20 protein-coding genes are annotated in these 18756 nt (G+C 67.7%); 10 read left to right on the top strand and 10 right to left on the bottom strand.

Translation table 11 applies throughout. From position 1 onward, the window contains the following. On the bottom strand, positions 1 to 1049 hold a 1049-nt coding region (locus B1790_RS31905), incomplete at its 3' end, for a serine/threonine-protein kinase (RefSeq protein WP_142271628.1). A gap of 184 nt (positions 1050 to 1233) precedes the next feature. On the opposite strand from B1790_RS31905, the gene B1790_RS31900 reads away from it, so the two are divergent. Next, a complete protein-coding gene (locus B1790_RS31900; protein WP_079927291.1) occupies positions 1234 to 2289 on the top strand; it encodes a dihydrodipicolinate reductase in 1056 nt (351 codons plus the stop codon). Here the strand turns inward: B1790_RS31900 and B1790_RS31895 are convergent. Next, the gene (locus tag B1790_RS31895; protein WP_079927290.1) at positions 2286 to 3329 is read right to left on the bottom strand and encodes a zinc-binding dehydrogenase; all 1044 of its coding nucleotides are present in this window, start codon (positions 3327 to 3329) and stop codon (positions 2286 to 2288) included. The genes B1790_RS31900 and B1790_RS31895 overlap by 4 nt on opposite strands. A gap of 77 nt (positions 3330 to 3406) precedes the next feature. On the opposite strand from B1790_RS31895, the gene B1790_RS31890 reads away from it, so the two are divergent. Next, positions 3407 to 4261: a patatin-like phospholipase family protein gene (locus tag B1790_RS31890; RefSeq protein WP_079927289.1), complete on the top strand. Its 855-nt coding sequence runs from the start codon at positions 3407 to 3409 to the stop codon at positions 4259 to 4261. On the opposite strand, the gene B1790_RS31885 is transcribed toward B1790_RS31890, so the two are convergent. After that, the gene (locus B1790_RS31885; RefSeq protein ID WP_079927294.1) at positions 4250 to 5224 is read right to left on the bottom strand and encodes a patatin-like phospholipase family protein; all 975 of its coding nucleotides are present in this window, start codon (positions 5222 to 5224) and stop codon (positions 4250 to 4252) included. The two genes, B1790_RS31890 and B1790_RS31885, sit on opposite strands and share 12 nt — an antisense overlap. Positions 5225 to 5276: 52 nt before the next feature. On the opposite strand from B1790_RS31885, the gene B1790_RS31880 reads away from it, so the two are divergent. Beyond that, on the top strand, positions 5277 to 5645 hold the full coding sequence (locus B1790_RS31880; protein WP_079927288.1) for a VOC family protein: 369 nt from the start codon (positions 5277 to 5279) through the stop codon (positions 5643 to 5645). Here the strand turns inward: B1790_RS31880 and B1790_RS31875 are convergent. Further along, complete coding sequence (locus tag B1790_RS31875; RefSeq protein WP_079927287.1) at positions 5642 to 5851, bottom strand: hypothetical protein; 210 nt, start codon at positions 5849 to 5851, stop codon at positions 5642 to 5644. The genes B1790_RS31880 and B1790_RS31875 overlap by 4 nt on opposite strands. A gap of 118 nt (positions 5852 to 5969) precedes the next feature. Then, on the bottom strand, positions 5970 to 6407 hold the full coding sequence (gene lpqV, locus B1790_RS31870) for a lipoprotein LpqV (RefSeq protein WP_079927286.1): 438 nt from the start codon (positions 6405 to 6407) through the stop codon (positions 5970 to 5972). A gap of 124 nt (positions 6408 to 6531) precedes the next feature. Between lpqV and B1790_RS31865 the strand changes: the two genes are divergently transcribed. Then, entirely contained in the window at positions 6532 to 7071 is a 540-nt protein-coding gene (locus B1790_RS31865; protein WP_079927285.1) for a cysteine dioxygenase family protein, read from the top strand. Next, complete coding sequence (locus B1790_RS31860; RefSeq protein ID WP_079927284.1) at positions 7071 to 7484, top strand: rhodanese-like domain-containing protein; 414 nt, start codon at positions 7071 to 7073, stop codon at positions 7482 to 7484. The genes B1790_RS31865 and B1790_RS31860 overlap by 1 nt, the downstream gene beginning before the upstream one ends. On the opposite strand, the gene B1790_RS31855 is transcribed toward B1790_RS31860, so the two are convergent. Genes B1790_RS31855 through B1790_RS31845 form a run of 3 tightly spaced genes read right to left on the bottom strand, consistent with a single transcriptional unit; the run spans position 7455 to position 10987 of the window. Continuing rightward, on the bottom strand, positions 7455 to 9149 hold the full coding sequence (locus B1790_RS31855; protein ID WP_079927293.1) for an alpha/beta-hydrolase family protein: 1695 nt from the start codon (positions 9147 to 9149) through the stop codon (positions 7455 to 7457). The genes B1790_RS31860 and B1790_RS31855 overlap by 30 nt on opposite strands. 9 nt (positions 9150 to 9158) lie before the next feature. After that, complete coding sequence (locus B1790_RS31850) at positions 9159 to 9932, bottom strand: enoyl-CoA hydratase (RefSeq protein WP_079927283.1); 774 nt, start codon at positions 9930 to 9932, stop codon at positions 9159 to 9161. After that, the gene (locus tag B1790_RS31845) at positions 9929 to 10987 is read right to left on the bottom strand and encodes an enoyl-CoA hydratase/isomerase family protein (RefSeq protein ID WP_079927282.1); all 1059 of its coding nucleotides are present in this window, start codon (positions 10985 to 10987) and stop codon (positions 9929 to 9931) included. The genes B1790_RS31850 and B1790_RS31845 overlap by 4 nt, the downstream gene beginning before the upstream one ends. Positions 10988 to 11147: 160 nt before the next feature. On the opposite strand from B1790_RS31845, the gene B1790_RS31840 reads away from it, so the two are divergent. Both B1790_RS31840 and B1790_RS31835 read left to right on the top strand, forming a co-directional pair. Continuing rightward, positions 11148 to 11999 carry a Bax inhibitor-1/YccA family protein gene (locus tag B1790_RS31840; protein WP_079927281.1) on the top strand — a complete coding sequence of 284 codons (852 nt, stop codon included), beginning with the start codon at positions 11148 to 11150 and terminating at the stop codon, positions 11997 to 11999. 229 nt (positions 12000 to 12228) lie between these two features. Further along, positions 12229 to 13083 (top strand): hypothetical protein, encoded by an 855-nt coding sequence (locus B1790_RS31835; protein WP_079927280.1) that lies wholly within the window; start codon positions 12229 to 12231, stop codon positions 13081 to 13083. 57 nt (positions 13084 to 13140) lie between these two features. Here B1790_RS31835 and B1790_RS31830 read toward each other — a convergent pair whose 3' ends face one another. Both B1790_RS31830 and B1790_RS31825 read right to left on the bottom strand, forming a co-directional pair. Continuing rightward, complete coding sequence (locus B1790_RS31830) at positions 13141 to 14358, bottom strand: acetyl-CoA C-acetyltransferase (RefSeq protein ID WP_079927279.1); 1218 nt, start codon at positions 14356 to 14358, stop codon at positions 13141 to 13143. Between the two features lie 36 nt (positions 14359 to 14394). Beyond that, positions 14395 to 15360, bottom strand: coding sequence for an SGNH/GDSL hydrolase family protein (locus tag B1790_RS31825; protein WP_079927278.1), 966 nt, complete (start codon positions 15358 to 15360; stop codon positions 14395 to 14397). Positions 15361 to 15554: 194 nt separating this feature from the next. On the opposite strand from B1790_RS31825, the gene B1790_RS31820 reads away from it, so the two are divergent. The 3 genes from B1790_RS31820 (at position 15555) to B1790_RS31810 (ending at position 18558) form a co-directional block, all read left to right on the top strand. Next, a complete protein-coding gene (locus B1790_RS31820; protein ID WP_079927292.1) occupies positions 15555 to 16607 on the top strand; it encodes an alpha/beta hydrolase in 1053 nt (350 codons plus the stop codon). 29 nt (positions 16608 to 16636) lie between these two features. Next, positions 16637 to 18031 carry a cystathionine beta-synthase gene (locus tag B1790_RS31815; protein ID WP_079927277.1) on the top strand — a complete coding sequence of 465 codons (1395 nt, stop codon included), beginning with the start codon at positions 16637 to 16639 and terminating at the stop codon, positions 18029 to 18031. Positions 18032 to 18207: 176 nt separating this feature from the next. Next, positions 18208 to 18558, top strand: a complete 351-nt coding sequence (locus B1790_RS31810) for a DUF4190 domain-containing protein (protein ID WP_079927276.1) — start codon at positions 18208 to 18210, stop codon at positions 18556 to 18558. Positions 18559 to 18756 lie beyond the last annotated feature (198 nt).

Below are 18756 nucleotides of genomic sequence, written 5' to 3'. Positions count from 1 at the left end.
GGGCCGCCATGCGGCGGGGGTGGCGGACCGCCTGGATAGCCGTACGGGGGAGGGGGCGGCGGTGGGAAGGAGCCGGGAGGCGGCGTCGCCCAGTACGCGGGCGAGTGCGGCGGTGGCGGCAGCGGAGCGGCCATCGTGGCACCCTGGCTCGGCGGCACGTCACCCGGTCTCGAGGCCTCACTGCGTTGCAATATCGACGCCGCCTGATCCTGGTCGCGCAGCGTCAAGGCGTCGGTGGCCGCCGACGCGAGATCGCCTGCGGTGGCAAAGCGTTCGGCGGGCTTCTTCGCCATGCCGCGGGCGATCACCTGGTCGAAGGTCGGAGGAATGCCGGGCCGCTGGACGCTGGGCCGGGGGATCGGTTGCACGAGGTGGCCGGTGATGACGACGCTGACGCTGTCCCCGGCGTAGGGCTGTGAGCCGGCGAGGCATTCATACAGCACGCAGGCCAGCGCGTAGACGTCGGCGCGGGAGGTGACTTCGTCACCCGAGAAGCGTTCCGGCGCCATGTAGGCGTAGGTGCCGACCGCCGTGCCGAGTTCGGTGAGCTTCTCGTCGCTCTTGGCGCTGGCGATGCCGAAGTCCACCAGGTAGGCAAAGTCGTCACCGGTGATCAGGATGTTCTCGGGCTTGATGTCACGGTGCATGATGCCGCCCGCGTGGGCGGCGTCGACGGCCGCGGCGACCTGGCGCACGATCGCGACCGCGCGGGCCGGCGTCATCGGGCCGAAGTTCGTCAGCAGCCTGCGGAGATCGGACCCGGTGATCATGCGCATGTCGACGAACAGCACGCCGTCGATCTCGCCGTAGTCGTGGATCGGCACCACGTGCGGTTCCTGGAGGCGGCCGGCCGAGTGGGCCTCGCGCTGGAGTCGCTTGCGGAACACCGGATCGTGAGAAACGCCCTCGGGCAACAGCTTGAGGGCCACGATGCGGTCCTTCTCGGTGTCCTCGGCCTCGTAGACCTCGCCCATTCCGCCCTTGCCGATCAGCCGCAGGAGGCGGTAGTGGCCAAACATCGTGCCTTCGCGCGATTTCGGCTCGGTCATCTGCTGTCTCCTTGCGCCACGAACTGGGCACCCCGCGTGCCAGCAGTCACCCTAATGCCTGGTGAGGGCCGCTACCCGGAAACCAAAGCCCGGCCGTCACCGGCAATCGGGCCACGTCGCGGGAGGGCGTCGTGTAGACCTAAATGGAACGTGTTCTAGTTTCTGGGCGTCGAACGGAGTCGAGATGTCGTTGCGAGTGGTGCAGTGGGCGACCGGCGGAGTCGGCGTCGCGGCGATCAAGGGCGTGCTCGAGCACCCGGACCTCGAACTGGTCGGTTGTTGGGTGCACTCGGAAGCCAAGAGCGGCAAGGACGTCGGCGAACTCCTCGGCGGCGACCCGCTGGGAGTCGTGGCGACCAATGACGTCGACGCGATCCTCGCCCTCGACGCCGACGCCGTGATCTATTCGCCGCTTCTGCCCAACCCCGACGAGGTCATGGCGCTGCTCCGCTCGGGCAAGAACGTCGTGACGCCCGTCGGATGGTTCTACCCCGGGGAGAAGGAGGCCGGTCCGATGCGGGCCGCCGCGCTCGACGGTGGTGTCACCCTGCACGGCACCGGCATCGCACCGGGCGGCATCAGCGAGAAGTTCCCGCTGTTGTTCTCCATCATGTCGACCGGCGTGACATTCGTTCGCGCCGAGGAGTTCTCGGATCTGCGGACCTACGACGCCCCCGACGTGTTGCGCTACGTGATGGGCTTCGGCGACACGCCGGAGAAGGCGCTGAGCGGCCCCATGCAGAAGCTGCTCGACGGCGGATTCATGCAATCCGTCCGGATGTGCGTCGACGAGCTGGGCTTCGCCGCCGACCCGCACATCCGGGCGACCCAGGAGATCGCGGTGGCCACCGCTCCCATCGACTCGCCGATGGGAGCCATCCAGCCGGGACAGGTGGCTGCACGAAAGTTCCACTGGGAGGCGCTCGTCGGCGACGAGGTCGTCGTCCGCGTCACCGTCAACTGGTTCATGGGACAGGAAAACCTGGACCCCCCATGGACTTTCGGCCCTGCCGGGGAGCGCTACGAGATGGAGTGCAAGGGCAACCCCGACTTCACCGTCACCGTCAAGGGCTTCCAACCCGACAGCGTCGAGGAGGGCCTGGAGAGCAACAACGGCATCGTCGCGACGGCAGCCCACTGCGTGAATTCGATCCCGGCGGTCTGCGCCGCCGCACCCGGGATCGCCACGTACCTCGATCTGCCGTTGATCAGCGGCAAGGCGGCGCCGCACCTGCGCTAGGGCTGGACGAGGATCCTGATCGGGTCGCCGTCGGCCTTGTCCAGTTTCTCGATGCCCCTGGCGACGTCCTCGAGGGGCACGACGTCGCTGATCGAGCGGGACAGGTCGAGACGGCCCATCGAGACCAGGTTGGCCAGCGTCCCGATGTCGGCGTTCTGGTAGCCCAGGTGGCCGAGCGCCTGCCACTTGAACAGGTTGAACATCGCCGTCGAGCCGATCGACGGGGCGTCGGCGCTCATCCCGATCCCGACCAGGCGGCCGCCGACGGTCAGGTTTCCAAGCGCCTGCTCGAAGGTGGACTTCAGCCCAACGGCGTCGAACGCCACGTCGAGTTGACGGCCACCGGTCGCGTCGCGGATCTTGTCTCCCAGCGCGTCGTCGCGGGCGTCGAACGCGAAGTCGGCGCCGACCGCCAGGGCGCGGTCGAGCACCGCGGGCTTGACGTCGACCGCGATTATCGGCGCCGCGCCGACCAGTCGGGCCAGCTGCACCACGTGCGTCCCGAGGCCGCCGACGCCCCACACGCCCACCGACTCGCCGATGCCGACCTTGCCGGTCCGGACGACGGCGCCGTAGGGAGTGGACACCGCGTCGGCGAGGATCGCGGCCTGCTCGAGGGAGACGTTGTCGGGAATCCTGGTGAGCCCGAAGGCCTGTGCGACGGTGTATTCGGCCCACGCGCCGTCGTAGGCGAACGCCATCAGCCGGATCTGCAGACAGTTCGAGACGTCCCCGCGTCGGCAGTTGACGCATTCGAGGCACGGCCGGCCCGCGGCGACCACCACGCGGTCGCCTTCTGCCCACCCGGTGACGCCAGGGCCCAGCGCGGCAACGGTGCCCGACGCTTCATGCCCCTGGGTCACCACGGCCCGCTGCGAAGGAAAGGTGCCGTTGATCAAGCTGAGATCGGAATGGCAGATACCGCAGAACGCGACCTTGACCAGAACCTCTCCCTGGCCCAGTTCGGGGATTGGGACGTCCTCCACCGCAATCTCTTTGGTGTCGGCGTAGAAGCGTTGCGCCCTCATCGTCTCAACCATGTCGTTCCCTTCGCCGGACGTCTGGTACCAGAGGGTACCAGGGCTCGCCCGAGCGCCACCTGGCACACTCGGCACCCGTGACGAAACGTGGACTCGTGTTGGCCGGTGGGGGACTAGCGGGCATTGCCTGGGAAACCGGTGTCCTCCTCGGAATCTTCGACGTGGCGCCCGAGGCGGCGCACGCGCTGCTCGACGCCGACGTCCTGCTCGGCACGTCGGCCGGGTCGACGGTGGCCGCGCAGCTCGGCAGCGGCGCCAGCCTCGAGGCGCTGTTCGCCGCCCAGGTCGCAGCCGAAACCCATGAGCTCGTCCCCGGAGCGAGCATCGACGACGTGATGCAGCTCTTCGCCGGCGCCATGGCGTCACCCGACGCCACGCTCGAAAAGATACTGCAGCACATCGGCGCCGTCGCGGTGTCCGCCGACACCGTCCCCGAATCCGTCCGCCGGGCCGTGATCGGACATCGCCTGCCTTCCCGGGAGTGGCCCGACCGGGTGCTGCGGGTCACGGCGATCGACGTCGAAACCGGCGAGCTGGTGATCGTCGACCGCGACTCGGGCATCGGCCTCGTCGACGCCGTTGCCGCCAGCTGCGCGGTGCCCGGGGTGTGGCCACCGGTGACGGTCGGCGACCGCCGATTCATGGACGGGGGCGTCGGCAGCACCGTCAACCTGACCGCCGCGACGGACTGCGACGCGGTCGTCGTCCTCGTGCCGTCGAGCGAGTCGGGGCCGACACCGTTCGGCGCGGGCGCGGCGGCCGAAATCGCGGGCTTCCCCGGCGAGACGCTTGCCGTCTTCGCCGACGACGACTCGATCGCCGCGTTCGGGCCCAACCCGCTCGACCCGGCGTGCCGGATCCCGTCGGCGAACGCCGGTCGCGCGCAAGGCCGCCGGCACGCCGACGCGATCGCGCGGTTCCTAGGCGTGTGAGGTTCGTGGGGCCAAGGTGTCGAGCGCGGCCGCGGCCAACTCTTGACCGATCTCGATGACTTCCTCGGCTCGGTGGAACTCCAGGCTTCGCGCAACGGTGCGGGGCACCTCGATCAGCAGGTCGGGGGGATACGCCGCAAGGGTGTGTCGCATCAGCGCGGACTGCGCGATGTCGATGGCACGGTTGAGCACCTCGAATCCACCGAGCCGCGGCACCACCGTCTCGGTGTGATCGTCGTGGTCGTCGACCTCGACACCGTCGTTGGCGAACCGGCTGAGCACCGTCTTGGCGGCAGGGGTGTCGAGCAGCGAGCGGGCGGTCGTCGTGTCGAGCAGCGCCGTCGTGTTGCGCCACATTCTGCTGAGGCGTTCGGTGGTCGGGCCTGGTCCTGGGCTGAGTTCGGGGGCGGCCCGGGTGGGATCGTCGCCGCCCAGGCTGACCGCGATGATCAGATCGGCGTTGACCGCAGCCAGCGGCGCCATCGGCAGCGGGTCGAGAATGCCGCCGTCGGCCAGCAGTCTGCCGTCGAGCACGTGCGGTTTGATCACTCCGGGAATCGCGATCGACGCCCTGATGGCGGCGTCGACCGGACCGCGCTGCAGCCACACCGACTTGCCCGCGATCAGGTCAGTGGCGACCGCCGTGAAGGGAATCGGGAGATCCTCGATGACGGCGTCACCAAGGATCTCCCGAACGGCGTCGAGAATCTTGTCGGCGCGAAGCACTCCCGCGGAGGTCAGCGACGGATCGAGTAGGCGCAGCACGGCCCGCTGGGTCAGGGACGTCGCCCACGCGGTGTACTCGTCGAGTTTGCCGGCGGCTTCGAGGCCGCCCACCAGCGCTCCCATCGACGACCCGGCGACGCCGACGACGTCGTGACCGCGGTCGCGCAGTTCGTTGATCACCCCGATGTGCGCGTACCCCCTGGCGCCGCCGCTGCCGAGACTGAGCGCCACTCGCATCGATACATTGTCGCCGGGTTGGTTCGCGTCGAAAACGGCAACCCCGTCGAACATGATCGGACGACTTCGCTCCGTGGTGCTCGACACCAAGGATCCGCGGCAATTGGCAGCGTTCTACGCCGGTGTTCTGGGCGGGGACGTCGAGGCGCAGGACGACACGTGGGTGGTGCTCACCGTCCCGACCCACGGGCGGTTGGCATTTCAACTGGCACCCGACCACGAACCGCCTCGGTTCCCCGATCCACGGGGATCACAGCAGTTCCACTTGGACGTGGAGGTGGACGACGTCGACGAAGCGGAGTCAAAGGTGTTGGCGCTTGGCGCGACTCGCGTCACCGACGCGATCGGCGAAGACGACTTCCGGGTTTACCGGGACCCGGCAGGACATCCGTTCTGCCTGGTGTTCGACGTGGAGGGCTAGCAACCCACCCTGGCGAAGAAGGCGGCCGCCACCAGGCCGATGATCAGGGCGACCGTCGGCTGCCCGCTGGAGAGTGCCACGACGACGCCCGTGATGGCGCCGACGGCGATGGCCAACAACAACAGCGCCATGAGAATCCGCATGCCGTTGATCGAGCCGCCGGCCGCGCGGGGCGGTGCCAGCTTGGCGTTGTCTGGTCCGATCATGGGCCCTCCCAAAGTGATGAGGGACACATAGTACCGAACTTTGTGATCAGCGCCACAAACGCGTAGACCGGCTAACCGTTTGCGTGCCTTGGCTTTCGGACCCGCGTGATTGAAAGGCTCAGCCGCAGAGGTCGTCGGCAGCCGCCTCGGCCGCCACGATGACCGCCGACTGTCGGGCGGGGGTCAACCCGGACCAGGGCGTGCCGAACGTGCCGGGCCCCGCCGCATCCGACTTCTGCACGCTTTCCAGGTACGGCTCGAACTGAGCCTTCTGGTCGCCGCCGCGCTCCTGCATCCACACCTTCGCAGCGTGGCAGGCCTGGAAGTACTCGTCCTCCGTCGACTCCGCTGGTGCGCCGACGGCGGTCGTGACGCCGTTCGCGGACACTCCCGTGGCGCCAGGTTCGGCGGTATGGGTCTGCAGGCTCGTCGTGGTCGTCGCCGCACTGCCAGCCGCCGTCGACGACGGTGCCGAACCGGCGCCGTCGGAACCGGACGAGCAGGCGGCGAGGAGGGCCGCGACGGCTGCCACGGCGAAAGTCGGGTAGCTGCGCATGCTGCCAATCTATGCAACACTCGCCAACGTGCTGGAACGGACGATCTGTCGGGAGTGTTGTCGGGCGTAACGCCCGACCCCCCAACCGTCCCGTAATCCTGGTCCACCCTGGAGCTTCCGTCACATGTCTCTTGCCTTTCAGTCCGTCGTCGCCCCCACCCGACTCCGCGTCCCCGATCTGCTGCAGGCCACCGACGTCGCCGCCGACCACGTGTTGTCCGGGCGCTACGACCACGTCCTGCCCGTCGGTGGGCCGCCCACCGACGAGCGCTGGTTCACCCGCCTGCACGGCGACGACGAGCTGGACGTCTGGCTCATCAGCTGGGTGCCCGAGCGGTCCACCGAACTCCACGACCACGGCGGTTCGCTCGGCGCCCTCACGGTCGTGTCCGGGGCGCTCGTCGAAACCCGTTGGGACGGCGACACATTGCGGGAGCGCCGTCTCGACGCCGGGGACCAGGCCGGGTTTCCGCTCGGTTGGGTGCACGACGTCGTCTGGGCGCCGTCCAAGCCCGCGCGGATCGCCCGTCCAGCCCCGACGCCTACCCTGAGTGTGCACGCCTACTCGCCGCCGTTGACCGCGATGTCGTACTACGACGTCACCGACCGGAACACCCTGCGGCGGGACCGGACCGAGCTGACGGACAAGCCCGAGGGGGACTAATGCCGAGCCGAATCGACGTCGTCCTGGAGTCCGCGCGCGAGAAGCTGACCCGGATCGAGGCAGTCGACGTGCCGGCCGCCCTGGAGCGTGGCGCCTTGCTCGTCGACATCCGGCCGGCGGCCCAGCGCGCCGCCGAAGGCGACGTCCCCGCCGCCCGGCTCATCGAGCGCAACGTCCTCGAGTGGCGCTGCGACCCCACCAGCGACGCCCGCCTGCCAGAGGCCGTCGGCGACGACGTCGAGTGGATCGTGTTGTGCTCCGAGGGCTACACGTCGAGCCTCGCCGCAGCCGCCCTCGTCGACCTGGGTCTGCACCGGTCCACCGACGTCGTCGGCGGCTATCACGCACTGAAGGCGGCCGGGGTGCTCGACGTGCTCAGCGCGTCATTCGTCGGAGCGCAGCAGCGGCCGTAGCCGCTCGGTCTTCTCGGGAGTCCAGTTGGGCGGCCGCATGATCGCCGCCCACGCGTTCGCCACGTCCCGTACGTAGACGTGGCCGTGGCCGTCCGGCACGTCGACCGCCACCGCCATGTCGGCGGACACCTGCAGGAACGTCACCACGGGGATCCACTCCATCTCGGGTGACACGTCCTTGCCCCTGGGTTCGCGCAACCAATCCGGTTTGGAGAACAGCAGATCGGGGTTCCACCATGCGATGGGGTCGGAGGCGTGTTGCAGGTAAACCACCCGAGGCTCACCCCAGGGAGCTTGTGGCCGTTGAAGATTGGAGGCATCGGCGGCGAATCGGACGTTCTCGCCCTTGTCGAAGATCGGCAACCACTCGGGTGATCCCTCGTCGCGCTCGGCCGTCAGCGTCGTCCAGATGGTGTTGTTGAACGTCGGGCCGGAGAACAGCGCGCCGTCGGTGCGGGCGATGAGGTTGTTGAGCGACAGGAACGGCGCCTCGCCGCCGAAGGAGCCCAGGCTCTCGCCGAACACCACCAGCTTGGGGCGACGGGCCTCGGGCATCGCGCGGACCAGGGCGTCGACCGCCTCGAAGAGCGCCTGACTCGACTGACGCGCGTTCTCCTTGTCTACCAGGAACGACAACCAACTCGGTAGGAACGAATACTGCATCGACACGATCGCCGTGTTGCCGTTGTACATGTACTCCAGCGACGCCGCCTCGGCCTCGTTGATCCAGCCGGTGCCCGTCGTGTTGGCCACCGCGACCACCGCGCGGTCCAGGCCCCCGGTGCGTAGCAGTTCGCGGGCGGCGAGTTCGGCCGTCGCCTTGAAACCCTCGGCGGAGTTGAGCCCGGCGTAGACGCGGATCGGCTCGATTGCCGTGGCTCCGTTGAATTTGGAGAGGTCGTCCACCGACGGCCCGCCGGCCATGAACATGCGGCCTTGATGCCCGAGGGAGGACCAGCTGACGAGTGACTCCGGCCCACCGGATCGCAGCGTCGTGGTCGGTGCGGCGGTGTCGGGATCTTCCTCGTCGTTGGCCGACTCGAAGGTGTTGTTCAGCGTGCTCATGGCGAATCGCACCACCACGCCGTTGAGGAGTGCAACGGTCAGGACGAGCAGCAACGTCACCACCACGACGGCCGAAACGCGCGGTGGCGCAACCCGATCCAGCTGCCTGACCAGGAACCGCACCAACTTGCCGACCAGCTGGCCGATCTCGACGAAGGTGAACAGGAAGACGATCGACAGGACCGCGGTCAGCGGGTGGTCCCAGAAGTCCAACCTCGGCACGCCCATGGAGTCCCGAACGTCGTCCTGCCAGACGTGGAACCCGATGACCGCAAACGTCTGGCCGATCACCCCCGCGACGACGAGGGCGATCCAGGCCCACCGCGGCGCCGCCGGGCTGGTGTTCACCGACCGCAGGTAGCGGACTAGCCACACGCCGAACACGCCGATGCCGTAGCCGATGCCACCCGCCGCACCGCTCACCAGCCCCTGGAACAGCGGTCCGCGGGGGAGCAATGACGGCGTCAACGACAGCCAGATGAACACCAGGCCGAACGCGGTGCCGAAGAACGTGTAGTGCCGAACCCACCAGTCCGGCTTCGGGGTGGGCTCGGAGGCGACGGGAGGCCGCTCGTCGGTGGTGGTGTCCGTATCGGTCACCACCGCACCTTAACGGTGCGTGAAGTTCGGTGCGCGCTTCTCGGTGAAGGCTGCCATGCCCTCGGTCTGGTCGTCGGTCGCGAAGGCCGAGTGGAAGAGTCGCCGCTCGTAGAGAAGCCCTTCGGTCAGCGAGGATTCGAACGCGCGATTGACGGCTTCCTTGGCCATCCGCGACGCCGACAACGACATGCCTGCGATGGTGGCGGCGGTGGCGTTGGCCTCCTCCAGCAGCGTGTCGGCGGGGACGACGCGCGACACCAGGCCGCTGCGGTCGGCCTCGGCGGCGTCGATAGTGCGGCCCGTCAGGATGAGGTCCATGGCCTTCGCCTTGCCGATGGCGCGGGTGAGCCGCTGCGATCCACCCATGCCCGGCAGCACGCCGAGCTTGATCTCCGGCTGGCCGAACTTGGCGGTGTCGGCGGCAATCAGGATGTCGCACATCATCGCCAGCTCGCATCCGCCGCCGAGGGCGTACCCCGCGACGGCGGCGATGGTGGGCGTCCTGGTGGCGGCGAACGCCGACCACGCCGCGAAGAAGTCGGCGGCGAACACGTCGGCGAAGGACAGGTCGGCCATTTCCTTGATGTCGGCCCCCGCGGCGAAGGCCTTCTCGTTGCCCGTGACGACGATCGCACCGATACCCGCATCCGCGTCGAATTCGGCAGCGGCGGTGGTGAGTTCGACCATCACCTGACTGTTGAGGGCGTTGAGCGCCTTGGGTCGGTTCAGCGTGATGGTCCCGACGCGGCCCTCTCGGGTGACCAGAATCGTCTCGTAAGTCATTGCGCCACTCCTTCTTTGGTGGGGAATTTCAAGTCTGGGTCGGCTGGTGCGAAGTACGCCTCGACGGCCTCCGGTGAGCACTCTTCCAAGCTCGACGGCGACCACTTCGGATTGCGGTCCTTGTCGACCAGCAGCGCGCGAATGCCCTCCACCAGGTCGTGGGACCGCAACGCCGCGCATGCCGTTCGAAACTCCTGCCGAAGAACGTCTTCGAGCGTGTCCAGGGTGGCGGCCCGCCGCACGGCTTCCATGGTCACCGCCACCGCGATGGGGGAGCGGCCTGCGATGAGATTCGCGGCGTCTTCGGCGGGCCCCGGGCCCTGAGCCCGCAAGGCGGCGACGACGTCGAGAGCCGTCTCCTCGGCGTAGCACGCGTCGATCCACTGCCGCTGCGCCAACAGGGGACTCGCGGGAGGCTCGACCGCGAAGGCGGCCAGAGCCGCGTCGACGCCGTCGGCGACGAGGGCGCTGGTGAACCCGGCCAACTGGTCGTGGGGGACGAAGTGGTCGGCGAAACCCATCGCGATCGCGTCGGCCCCGGAGAACGGCGCGCCGGTCAGTGCGGCATGCAGCCCGAGTCGCCCCGGCGCCCTCGACAGCAGATGGGTGCCCCCGACGTCGGGAATGAAGCCAATGCCGACCTCGGGCATGCCCATCTTCGTGGTGTCGGTGACGACGCGCACGCCGCCGTGCGCGGCGACTCCCACGCCACCACCCATCACGATGCCGTCCATGATCGCGACGTACGGCTTGGGGTAGCGGGCGATGTAGGCGTTGAGGACGTACTCGTCCTGCCAGAACGACCGCGCCTCGGTGCCGTCGGCCTTCGCGCTGTGATAGATCGCGACGACGTCGCCGCCAGCGCACAGTCCGCGTTCGCCAGCGCCGGTGAGAAGCACGGTGTGCAAGGCGTCGTCGTTCTCCCAGTTCCTGAGAGCGTTCTCAACAGCGGCGACCATGCCGTGGGTGAGTGAATTGATGGCCTTTGGCCTGTTCAGGGTCATGACACCGACGCCGTCGTCGATGTTTACTAGGAGGTCCTCGTTTTCGGCCACGGTGTGCAATCTAGATCGTGACCCTAGGTCGAAGCGACACGGGTAACCTTTCCCAAGAAGTTCACAGTTAGACCGACGAGGCCGGGAACCGGTCCGAGTCGCCAGACGTTGAGTCAATATCCGTCACACGACGGACCACAGCACACGAGAGGAACCGACGGTGCGCGAGAGCAGCAACCCGGTATTCCGTTCCCTGCCCAAGCAGCAGGGTGGCGGGTATGCCCAATTCGGTGGCGGAGCCGCCGGTTACGGCGCGGCAGCAACACAGGCCGACCCGTACGCGGCTCAGCCGTACACCGATCAGTCCAGCAAGGTCTCCCGACCGCTCACGATCGACGACGTCGTCACCAAGACCGGCATCACGCTGGCGGTCCTGACCGCCGTCGCCGCGGTGTCCTTCTTCCTGGTGATGGGCAATCCGGCACTGGCCGGTCCGTTCTCCATCGTCGGTGCCCTCGGCGGTCTGGCGCTCGTCCTGATCGCCACCTTCGGCCGCAAGCAGGACAACCCGGCCATCGTGCTGAGCTACGCAGCGCTCGAAGGCCTGTTCCTCGGCGCGGTGTCCTTCGTCATCGCCTACATGTACTCCGACGGTGGCGTCGGCATGATCGCCCAGGCGATCGTCGCCACGCTCGGCGTGTTCTTCGGCATGCTGGTCGTCTACAAGACGGGCGCCATCCGCGTCACGCCGAAGCTCACCCGCATGATCATCGCCGGCCTGTTCGGCGTGATGGCCCTGATGCTGCTCAACGTCGTCCTCGCGATCTTCGGCGTCGGTGGCGGCGAAGGCTTCGGCCTGCGCAGCGGTGGCCCCATCGCGATCGGCTTCTCGCTGCTCTGCATCGCGCTGGCCGCGTTCAGCTTCCTCATCGACTTCGACGCCGCCGACCAGATGGTCCGCGCCGGTGTTCCGTCGAAGGCCGGCTGGGGCATCGCACTCGGCCTGACCGTCACGCTGGTGTGGCTGTACCTCGAAATCCTGCGTCTGCTGAGTTACTTCCAGAACGACTAGCAGCAGCGCTACCCCGGGAAGCCCGTTCGCGTATTGCGAACGGGCTTTCTGCTGTTCCGGGTGTCCCGCCCCGACTCTGCGCGTACTGCGACCGCTACTCGTACTTCGTCGCAGTAGCCGCAGAGTCGACGCGTCCGAGTAGTCCTCAGACGCAAATTGATCCACAGCGCGGCCGTCGCCCGCCGGTGAGTACCTAGCTCTCGTCGGGGTGGCTCGACAGGCTGCCGGCATGGACGACGGCACACCCTTCATCGGCTCGGAGGCGTTGGCGTCGGGCGCGCTGACGCCCTACGAGCTACGCCGGTACTACCGCGCGGTGATGCCCAACGTGTACCTGGGCCGGCGGATCGACCCCTCACTACGGCAGCGGACGCAGGCCGCATGGTTGTGGTCGGGCCGCGCGGCTGTGGTCGCGGGGTTGTCGGCGTCACTTCTGCACGGCGCGAGGTGGGTCGACGACGGCGCCCCCGTCGAATTGATTTGGCGCAACGCACGATCCCCTCGCCAGGTCGTCACCCGCGCGGACTTCCTTGCGGCGGGGGAGACGCGTCCCGTCGCCGGCATGGTGGTGACGACGCCAGCGCGAACCGCCTTCGACATCGGCAGGCGCGGGCCGCTGGGTGATGCCGTTGCGCGGGTGGACTCCCTTCTGGCGGCCACTCGATTCGGGGTGGACGACGTCGCCGCCATGGCCCGGGAGCATGCCGGCGCCCGCGGATTGGGGCAGCTCCGAAGGGTTCTCGACCTGGCCGATGCGGGCGCCGAGTCGCCGAGGGAAACGTGGTTGCGGCTGTTGCTGGTCGGGGCGGGTTATCCGCGACCGCAGACGCAGATTCCGGTGATCAGCCCCGACGGGCGCCGCCGGTACTACCTCGACATGGGGTGGGAGGAACGTCGGCTCGCCGTCGAGTACGACGGTGATCACCATCGATCGGACGCGGTTCAATTCGCCAGGGACGTCCGACGATTGGCCGACGTCGACGAGCTCGGCTGGTGTCTGGTGCGGGTCGTCGCCCGCAGTAGTCGCGACGATGTCCTGCGACGGGTGCAGCGAGCGTGGAATCGACGCCCGACTCTGCGCTGACTGCGATGGTTACTCGAACTTCCTCGCAGTGAGCGCAGAGTCGGCGCCTTCGACCGGCTAGCTCAGGCGCTCGATGACCATCGCCATGCCCTGGCCACCGCCAACGCACATGGTCTCCAGGCCGAACGTCTTGTCGTACGTCGTCAGGTTGTTCAGCAGCGTCGCCGTGATGCGGGCACCCGTCATGCCGAACGGGTGGCCGAGTGCGATGGCCCCGCCGGAGACGTTGAGCTTGTCCTCGTCCATGCCCAGCGCCCGGGCCGAACCCAGCACCTGCACCGCGAACGCCTCGTTGATCTCGTAGAGGTCGATGTCGCCGATCGACTTGCCTGCCCGCGCCAGCGCCTGCTTGCACGCCTCGATGGGGCCGAGGCCCATGATCTCCGGCGACAGCCCGGACACACCAGTCGACACGATGCGCGCCAGCGGCGTCAGCCCCAGCTCCTTGGCGCGTGCGTCGCTCATGATGACGACGGCGGCCGCGCCGTCGTTCAGTGGACACGCGTTGCCTGCGGTGATGGTGCCGTTGGGTCGGAAGACGGGCTTCAGCTGGCTGATCTTCTCGTAGGTGGTGCCGGCACGCGGGCCGTCGTCCTTCGAGACGACCGTGCCGTCGGGCAACGTCACCGGCGAGATCTCGCGATCGAAGAAGCCGCTGTTGATGGCCTCTTCGGCCTTGTTCTGGCTGCGGACGCCCCAGTGGTCCTGGTCCTCGCGGCTGATGCCGGTGAACAACGCGACGTTCTCCGCCGTCTGGCCCATCGCGATGTAGACGTCGGGCAGCAGGCCGTCTTCGCGCGGGTCATGCCACTCCGTCGCCCCGGCCGCGGCCTGATCCGAGCGCGCCTGCGCGTCGGCGAAGAGGGCGTTCTTGGCGTCCGGCCAGCCGTCGGCACTGCCCTTCATGAACCGAGACACGGTCTCGACGCCCGCGGAGATGAAGGCGTCGCCCTCGCCTGCCTTGATCGCGTGGAACGCCATCCGGGTGGTCTGCAGGGACGACGAGCAGTAGCGGTTGACGGTCGTACCGGGCAGGAAGTCGTAGCCCAGTTCGACGGCGACCGCGCGCCCGAGGTTGAAGCCGGCCTCACCCGCGGGCTGACCGCAGCCCATGATCAGGTCGTCGATGTCGCGCGGATCCAATCCGGGGACCTTGTCCAGCGCCGCCTTGACCATCTGTGCCGCCAGGTCGTCGGGCCGCATGTCCACCAGCGAACCCTTGTTGGCGCGGCCGATGGGGGAACGGGCAGTTGAGACGATGACGGCTTCGGGCATGTGCGAACTCCTAGGTCGGTGACTACTCAACCGAATTTAACCGGTGACCGTGGCGACGATCGGTGCGGGTACGCCCGTCGTCCGCCGCCAGAACCGCGTAACCCCGCCGAGGCGGGCCAACAGGGAGTCGTCGCCGGCCCGCGCCTCGAGTGCCGGTTCGACGTCGGTGTCGGTACTCCACTCGCCGAGTTGCTTGCACAGGGCGGGCAACAACTGCTGGGCAGCGAGGGCATAGCCGGCCGCCGACGGGTGGAACATGTCGTCGGAGAAGAACTCCTCGGGCGCCTTCTGAAACTCCGGCGAGAGCAGCGCCGAGAACGGGACGGGCACCCCACCCGCGGCGCGTACGGCGACGGCCTGCGCACGGGCCAGCCGGAGTCCGATCGTGCGGGCGACCAAGCGCAACGGTTGCGGAATCGCGGTGATGACGCCGAAGTCCGGGCACGTGCCCACCACGACGACGGCGCCACTGCCACGCAATCGGCTCACCGCAGCCCCGACGCGGCGAGCCGACGGCCCGATGCCGTTGAGCGCCGTGACGTCGTTGGCCCCGATCATGACCACCGCGGCGTCGGGTGGTGCGCCCGCCACGAACATGGCGTCGATCTGTCCCGAGAGACCCTTCGACGTGGCGCCGACGATCGCCTTGGTGCTCAATCGGATCCGCTTGCCGGACTGCTCGGCGAGGCCGCGGGCGATCAAGACACCGGGCACCTCGTCGGCGACGACACAGCCGTAACCCGTGGCAGTCGAATCGCCGAACACCATCAGATGGATGTCGAACGGCACCCCGCGGTGCCATTTCTCGCATGGCCCGCCACCCGCGACGTAGACCCCGTCGGCCCGGGGAGGGACGTCCCACGACTTCGGGATCACCTGGCGGGCCTGATCGGCCTGACCGTGCAGAAGGTTCCGAACCCCGACGTACGCGGAACCCGTCGACGCGAGCGTGGCAGCCGCTGCCAGGGCAATGGTCGACCTACGCGGTGCACGAATGACCACGCGACCAGTTTAGGGGCGATTGGACGGGATACACGTGCGGCAGAGGTGACGGCCGGTCACGGTGCGGTATCAAGTGCGGTACTAAATCAAGTTCTTTGTTCGTTGAACATTTTGTAAGTGTCAAGCTAAGTTACCTGGGGTTGGCTAAGTATTAACCGCACCGGGCACTACATCGGCGTAGGGAAGTGGTGACGATGACCGCACCAAGTGATGTTTCCAGGTCGTACGGACCCGGCGTAAGCGGTGGTAGGGCACGTAAAGTGCGCCGATTCCCCGTTAGCGACGGCGCCCCGGTCGAAGTGGTCGAGGACGGCCCGAGCATCGCCGGTCGATTGTTTGCTCTTGGCGCGATGATGACAATCAAGCCAACGCTTGCCGTCGGTAGCTACGTACCGCGGTTGCCGTGGCCGTTTGGCGTCGTCGACTTCGCCGCCCGCGTGCTGCGGCCGGCCCCCGGCACCGTTCGCGCCACCATCGGTCTTCCCAACTGCACGGCCCAGCTGATCAGAGCGGCCGGGGTGTTGCCAGCCGACGGCAACCGCAGCGTCATCCTGTATTTGCACGGCGGCGCCTTCCTCACCTGTGGCGCCAACACGCACGGACGACTGGTGACGGCACTGTCGCGGTTCGCCGACAGCCCGGCGCTGGTCGTCAACTATCGGATGATCCCCAAGCATTCGATCGGCGAGGCCATCGACGACTGTTACGACGCGTACCGATGGCTGCGGCTCAAGGGATACGACCCATCGCAGATCGTGCTGGCAGGCGATTCGGCGGGTGGCTACCTGTCGCTGGCGCTGGCTGAGCGGCTGAACCTCGAGGGTGAATTGCCCGCGGCGATGGTGACCATGTCACCGCTGTTCGAGATCGACAACGAGGGCCGCGCGCAACACCCGAACGCCCACTCCGACGCAATGTTCCCGTCGAAGGCCTTCGACATGCTGGTCGACTTCATCGAGCGCGCGGCCAAGCGTCACGTCGTCGACGGCAAGGCCGAGGAGGTCTACGAACCGCTCGACCACGTCGAGACCGGGCTGCCGCGGACGCTGATCCACGTGTCGGGCTCGGAGGTTCTGCTCAACGACGCGAGAAAGGCCGCCCACATGCTTGCCGCGGCGGGCGTGCCGGTCGAAGTGCACGTCTGGCCTGGTCAGATGCACGTGTTCCAGTTGGCGGCGCCGAGTGTGAAGGAAGCGACGCGGTCGCTGAAGCAGATCGGCCACTACATCCGAGAGGCGACCTGGTAACCCGAACGCGCGCCTGACACGATGGACTCATGCGAATCGCGGGTCATATCAGTGAGCTCATCGGAAACACGCCTCTCGTTCGGCTGAACTCCGTTGTGCCCGATGGAGCCGGGCTCGTGGCGGCCAAGGTCGAATACCTCAATCCGGGCGGCAGTTCCAAGGACCGCATTGCGATCAAGATGATCGACGCCGCCGAGGCGAGTGGTGAGCTGAAGCCAGGCGGCACGATCGTCGAGCCGACATCCGGCAACACCGGGGTCGGGCTTGCCCTGGTGGCGCAGCAACGTGGCTACAAGTGCATCTTCGTGTGCCCTGACAAGGTCAGCGAGGACAAGCGAAACGTGTTGCGCGCGTACGGCGCCGACGTCGTCGTCTCGCCGACCGCGGTGCCGCCCGACCACCCGGACAGCTACTACAGCGTGTCGGATCGTCTGGTGCGGGAGATCGACGGCGCATGGAAGCCCGACCAGTACTCCAATCCGAACGGCCCCGCGAGCCACTACGAGACGACGGGTCCGGAGATCTGGGCCGACACCGACGGGAAGATCACCCACTTCGTCGCAGGCGTTGGCACCGGCGGGACGATCACCGGTGCGGGGCGCTACCTCAAGGAGGTGTCCGGCGGGGCGGTGAAGATCATCGGCGCCGACCCGGAGGGCTCGGTGTACTCGGGCGGAACGGGCAGGCCCTATCTCGTCGAGGGGGTGGGGGAGGACTTCTGGCCGTCGGCCTATGACCCCACCGTCACCGACGAGATCATCGCGGTGTCCGACGCCGACTCCTTCGAGATGACGCGCCGCCTCGCCCGCGAAGAAGCGCTCCTGGTCGGTGGGTCGTGCGGGATGGCCGCCGTGGCCGCGATCCGCGTTGCCGAAAAGGCCGGACCGGACGCCGTCGTCGTGGTGCTCCTGCCCGACGGCGGAAGAGGTTATCTCTCAAAGATTTTCAGCGACACCTGGATGTCGTCCTACGGCTTCCTGCGGGACAGGCTCGACGGCTCGATCGAACACACCACCGTCGGAGACGTGTTGCGGGGCAAGTCCGGTGCGCTACCCGACCTCGTTCACACCCATCCGTCGGAGACGGTGCGCGACGCCATCGGAATCCTCCGCGAGTACGGCGTCTCCCAGATGCCAGTCGTCGGGGCTGAACCGCCGGTCATGGCGGGTGAAGTGGCGGGAAGCGTTTCCGAGCGCGAGCTGCTGTCAGCGGTCTTCGAGGGCAGGGCGAAGCTCGCCGACGCGGTGTCGCAGCACATGAGCCCGGCCCTGCCGCTGATCGGCGCCGGTGAGCTCGTCAGCACTGCCGCAAAGACATTGCGTGAAATCGACGCCGTGATGGTCGTCGAGGAAGGCAAGCCCGTCGGCGTGCTGACGCGGCATGACTTGCTGGGGTTCCTGTCGAACGGCAGTGCTCACCGGTAGGAGCGCTGGTCCGATAGCCTCAGCGCTGGGCAAACCCGATGGTCAACGCCAGCCACTGCGGGTTTGCCATCTAGATCAACCGGGTACTCGAGTTGGCCTTTTGGTCATCTCTCTCAGCAAGTTCTCGGGTAGGGTAACAGCGCTCAGACCCCGCAAATGATCAGTGGAAGGCGTACATGACCGAGTATCCGCCGCCTCCTCCGGGGAACTACCCGCCGCCTCCACCGGGGAACTACCCGCCCCCGCCCCCACCTGGAAGTTATCCGCCGCCAGGGGGATACGGCGGTTTCGAGCCCGTTCCGGTACGCGGAAACAACAACCTCGCCGTCGCCTCTCTGGTCTGCTCGGTCATCGGCCTGTTCTGCGGAGTCGGGGCCATCGTCGGGATCGTGCTCGGCATCATCGCCATGAACCAGATCAAGAAGACCGGCCAGGCCGGGCATGGCCTCGCCCTTGCGGGCGTCATCGTCGGCGCGGTGTCGCTGGTGCTCAGCGTCATCGTGTCCCTCGTCTACTTCTCCACGTAACCCCTGCTCGCACAGTCACCTTCGTTCGTCGTGCTCGGCGGGCGAAACGCCAGATTGACGACCAACCGATTGAGGACGTGACATGACCAACCCACCCCAGCCGCCCGAGGGCAGCGGTTACCAACCGCCCGAGGGGAACTACCCGCCGCCTCCGCAGGGCAATTACCCGCCGCCTCCGCAGGGCAACTACCCGCCGCC

It is taken from the genome of Mycobacterium sp. AT1 (assembly GCF_002043095.1).
Classification (GTDB): Bacteria; Actinomycetota; Actinomycetes; order Mycobacteriales; family Mycobacteriaceae; genus Mycobacterium.
The sequence above is the reverse complement of the archived record's forward strand: the minus strand, read 5'-3'. Positions and strand labels throughout refer to the sequence as shown.

Bases quoted from the DNA above. Each gene is read 5' to 3' on its own strand.
- B1790_RS31865 (WP_079927285.1), top strand. From the start codon at position 6,532: ATGTCTCTTGCCTTTCAGTCCGTCGTCGCCCCCACCCGACTCCGCGTC.
- B1790_RS31830 (WP_079927279.1), bottom strand. From the start codon at position 14,358: ATGCCCGAAGCCGTCATCGTCTCAACTGCCCGTTCCCCCATCGGCCGC.
- B1790_RS31900 (WP_079927291.1), top strand. From the start codon at position 1,234: ATGTCGTTGCGAGTGGTGCAGTGGGCGACCGGCGGAGTCGGCGTCGCG.
- B1790_RS31820 (WP_079927292.1), top strand. From the start codon at position 15,555: ATGACCGCACCAAGTGATGTTTCCAGGTCGTACGGACCCGGCGTAAGC.
- B1790_RS31885 (WP_079927294.1), bottom strand. From the start codon at position 5,224: ATGCGAGTGGCGCTCAGTCTCGGCAGCGGCGGCGCCAGGGGGTACGCG.
- B1790_RS31880 (WP_079927288.1), top strand. From the start codon at position 5,277: ATGATCGGACGACTTCGCTCCGTGGTGCTCGACACCAAGGATCCGCGG.
- B1790_RS31895 (WP_079927290.1), bottom strand. From the start codon at position 3,329: ATGGTTGAGACGATGAGGGCGCAACGCTTCTACGCCGACACCAAAGAG.
- B1790_RS31875 (WP_079927287.1), bottom strand. From the start codon at position 5,851: ATGATCGGACCAGACAACGCCAAGCTGGCACCGCCCCGCGCGGCCGGC.
- B1790_RS31835 (WP_079927280.1), top strand. From the start codon at position 12,229: ATGGACGACGGCACACCCTTCATCGGCTCGGAGGCGTTGGCGTCGGGC.
- B1790_RS31815 (WP_079927277.1), top strand. From the start codon at position 16,637: ATGCGAATCGCGGGTCATATCAGTGAGCTCATCGGAAACACGCCTCTC.
- lpqV (WP_079927286.1), bottom strand. From the start codon at position 6,407: ATGCGCAGCTACCCGACTTTCGCCGTGGCAGCCGTCGCGGCCCTCCTC.
- B1790_RS31850 (WP_079927283.1), bottom strand. From the start codon at position 9,932: ATGACTTACGAGACGATTCTGGTCACCCGAGAGGGCCGCGTCGGGACC.
- B1790_RS31810 (WP_079927276.1), top strand. From the start codon at position 18,208: ATGACCGAGTATCCGCCGCCTCCTCCGGGGAACTACCCGCCGCCTCCA.
- B1790_RS31860 (WP_079927284.1), top strand. From the start codon at position 7,071: ATGCCGAGCCGAATCGACGTCGTCCTGGAGTCCGCGCGCGAGAAGCTG.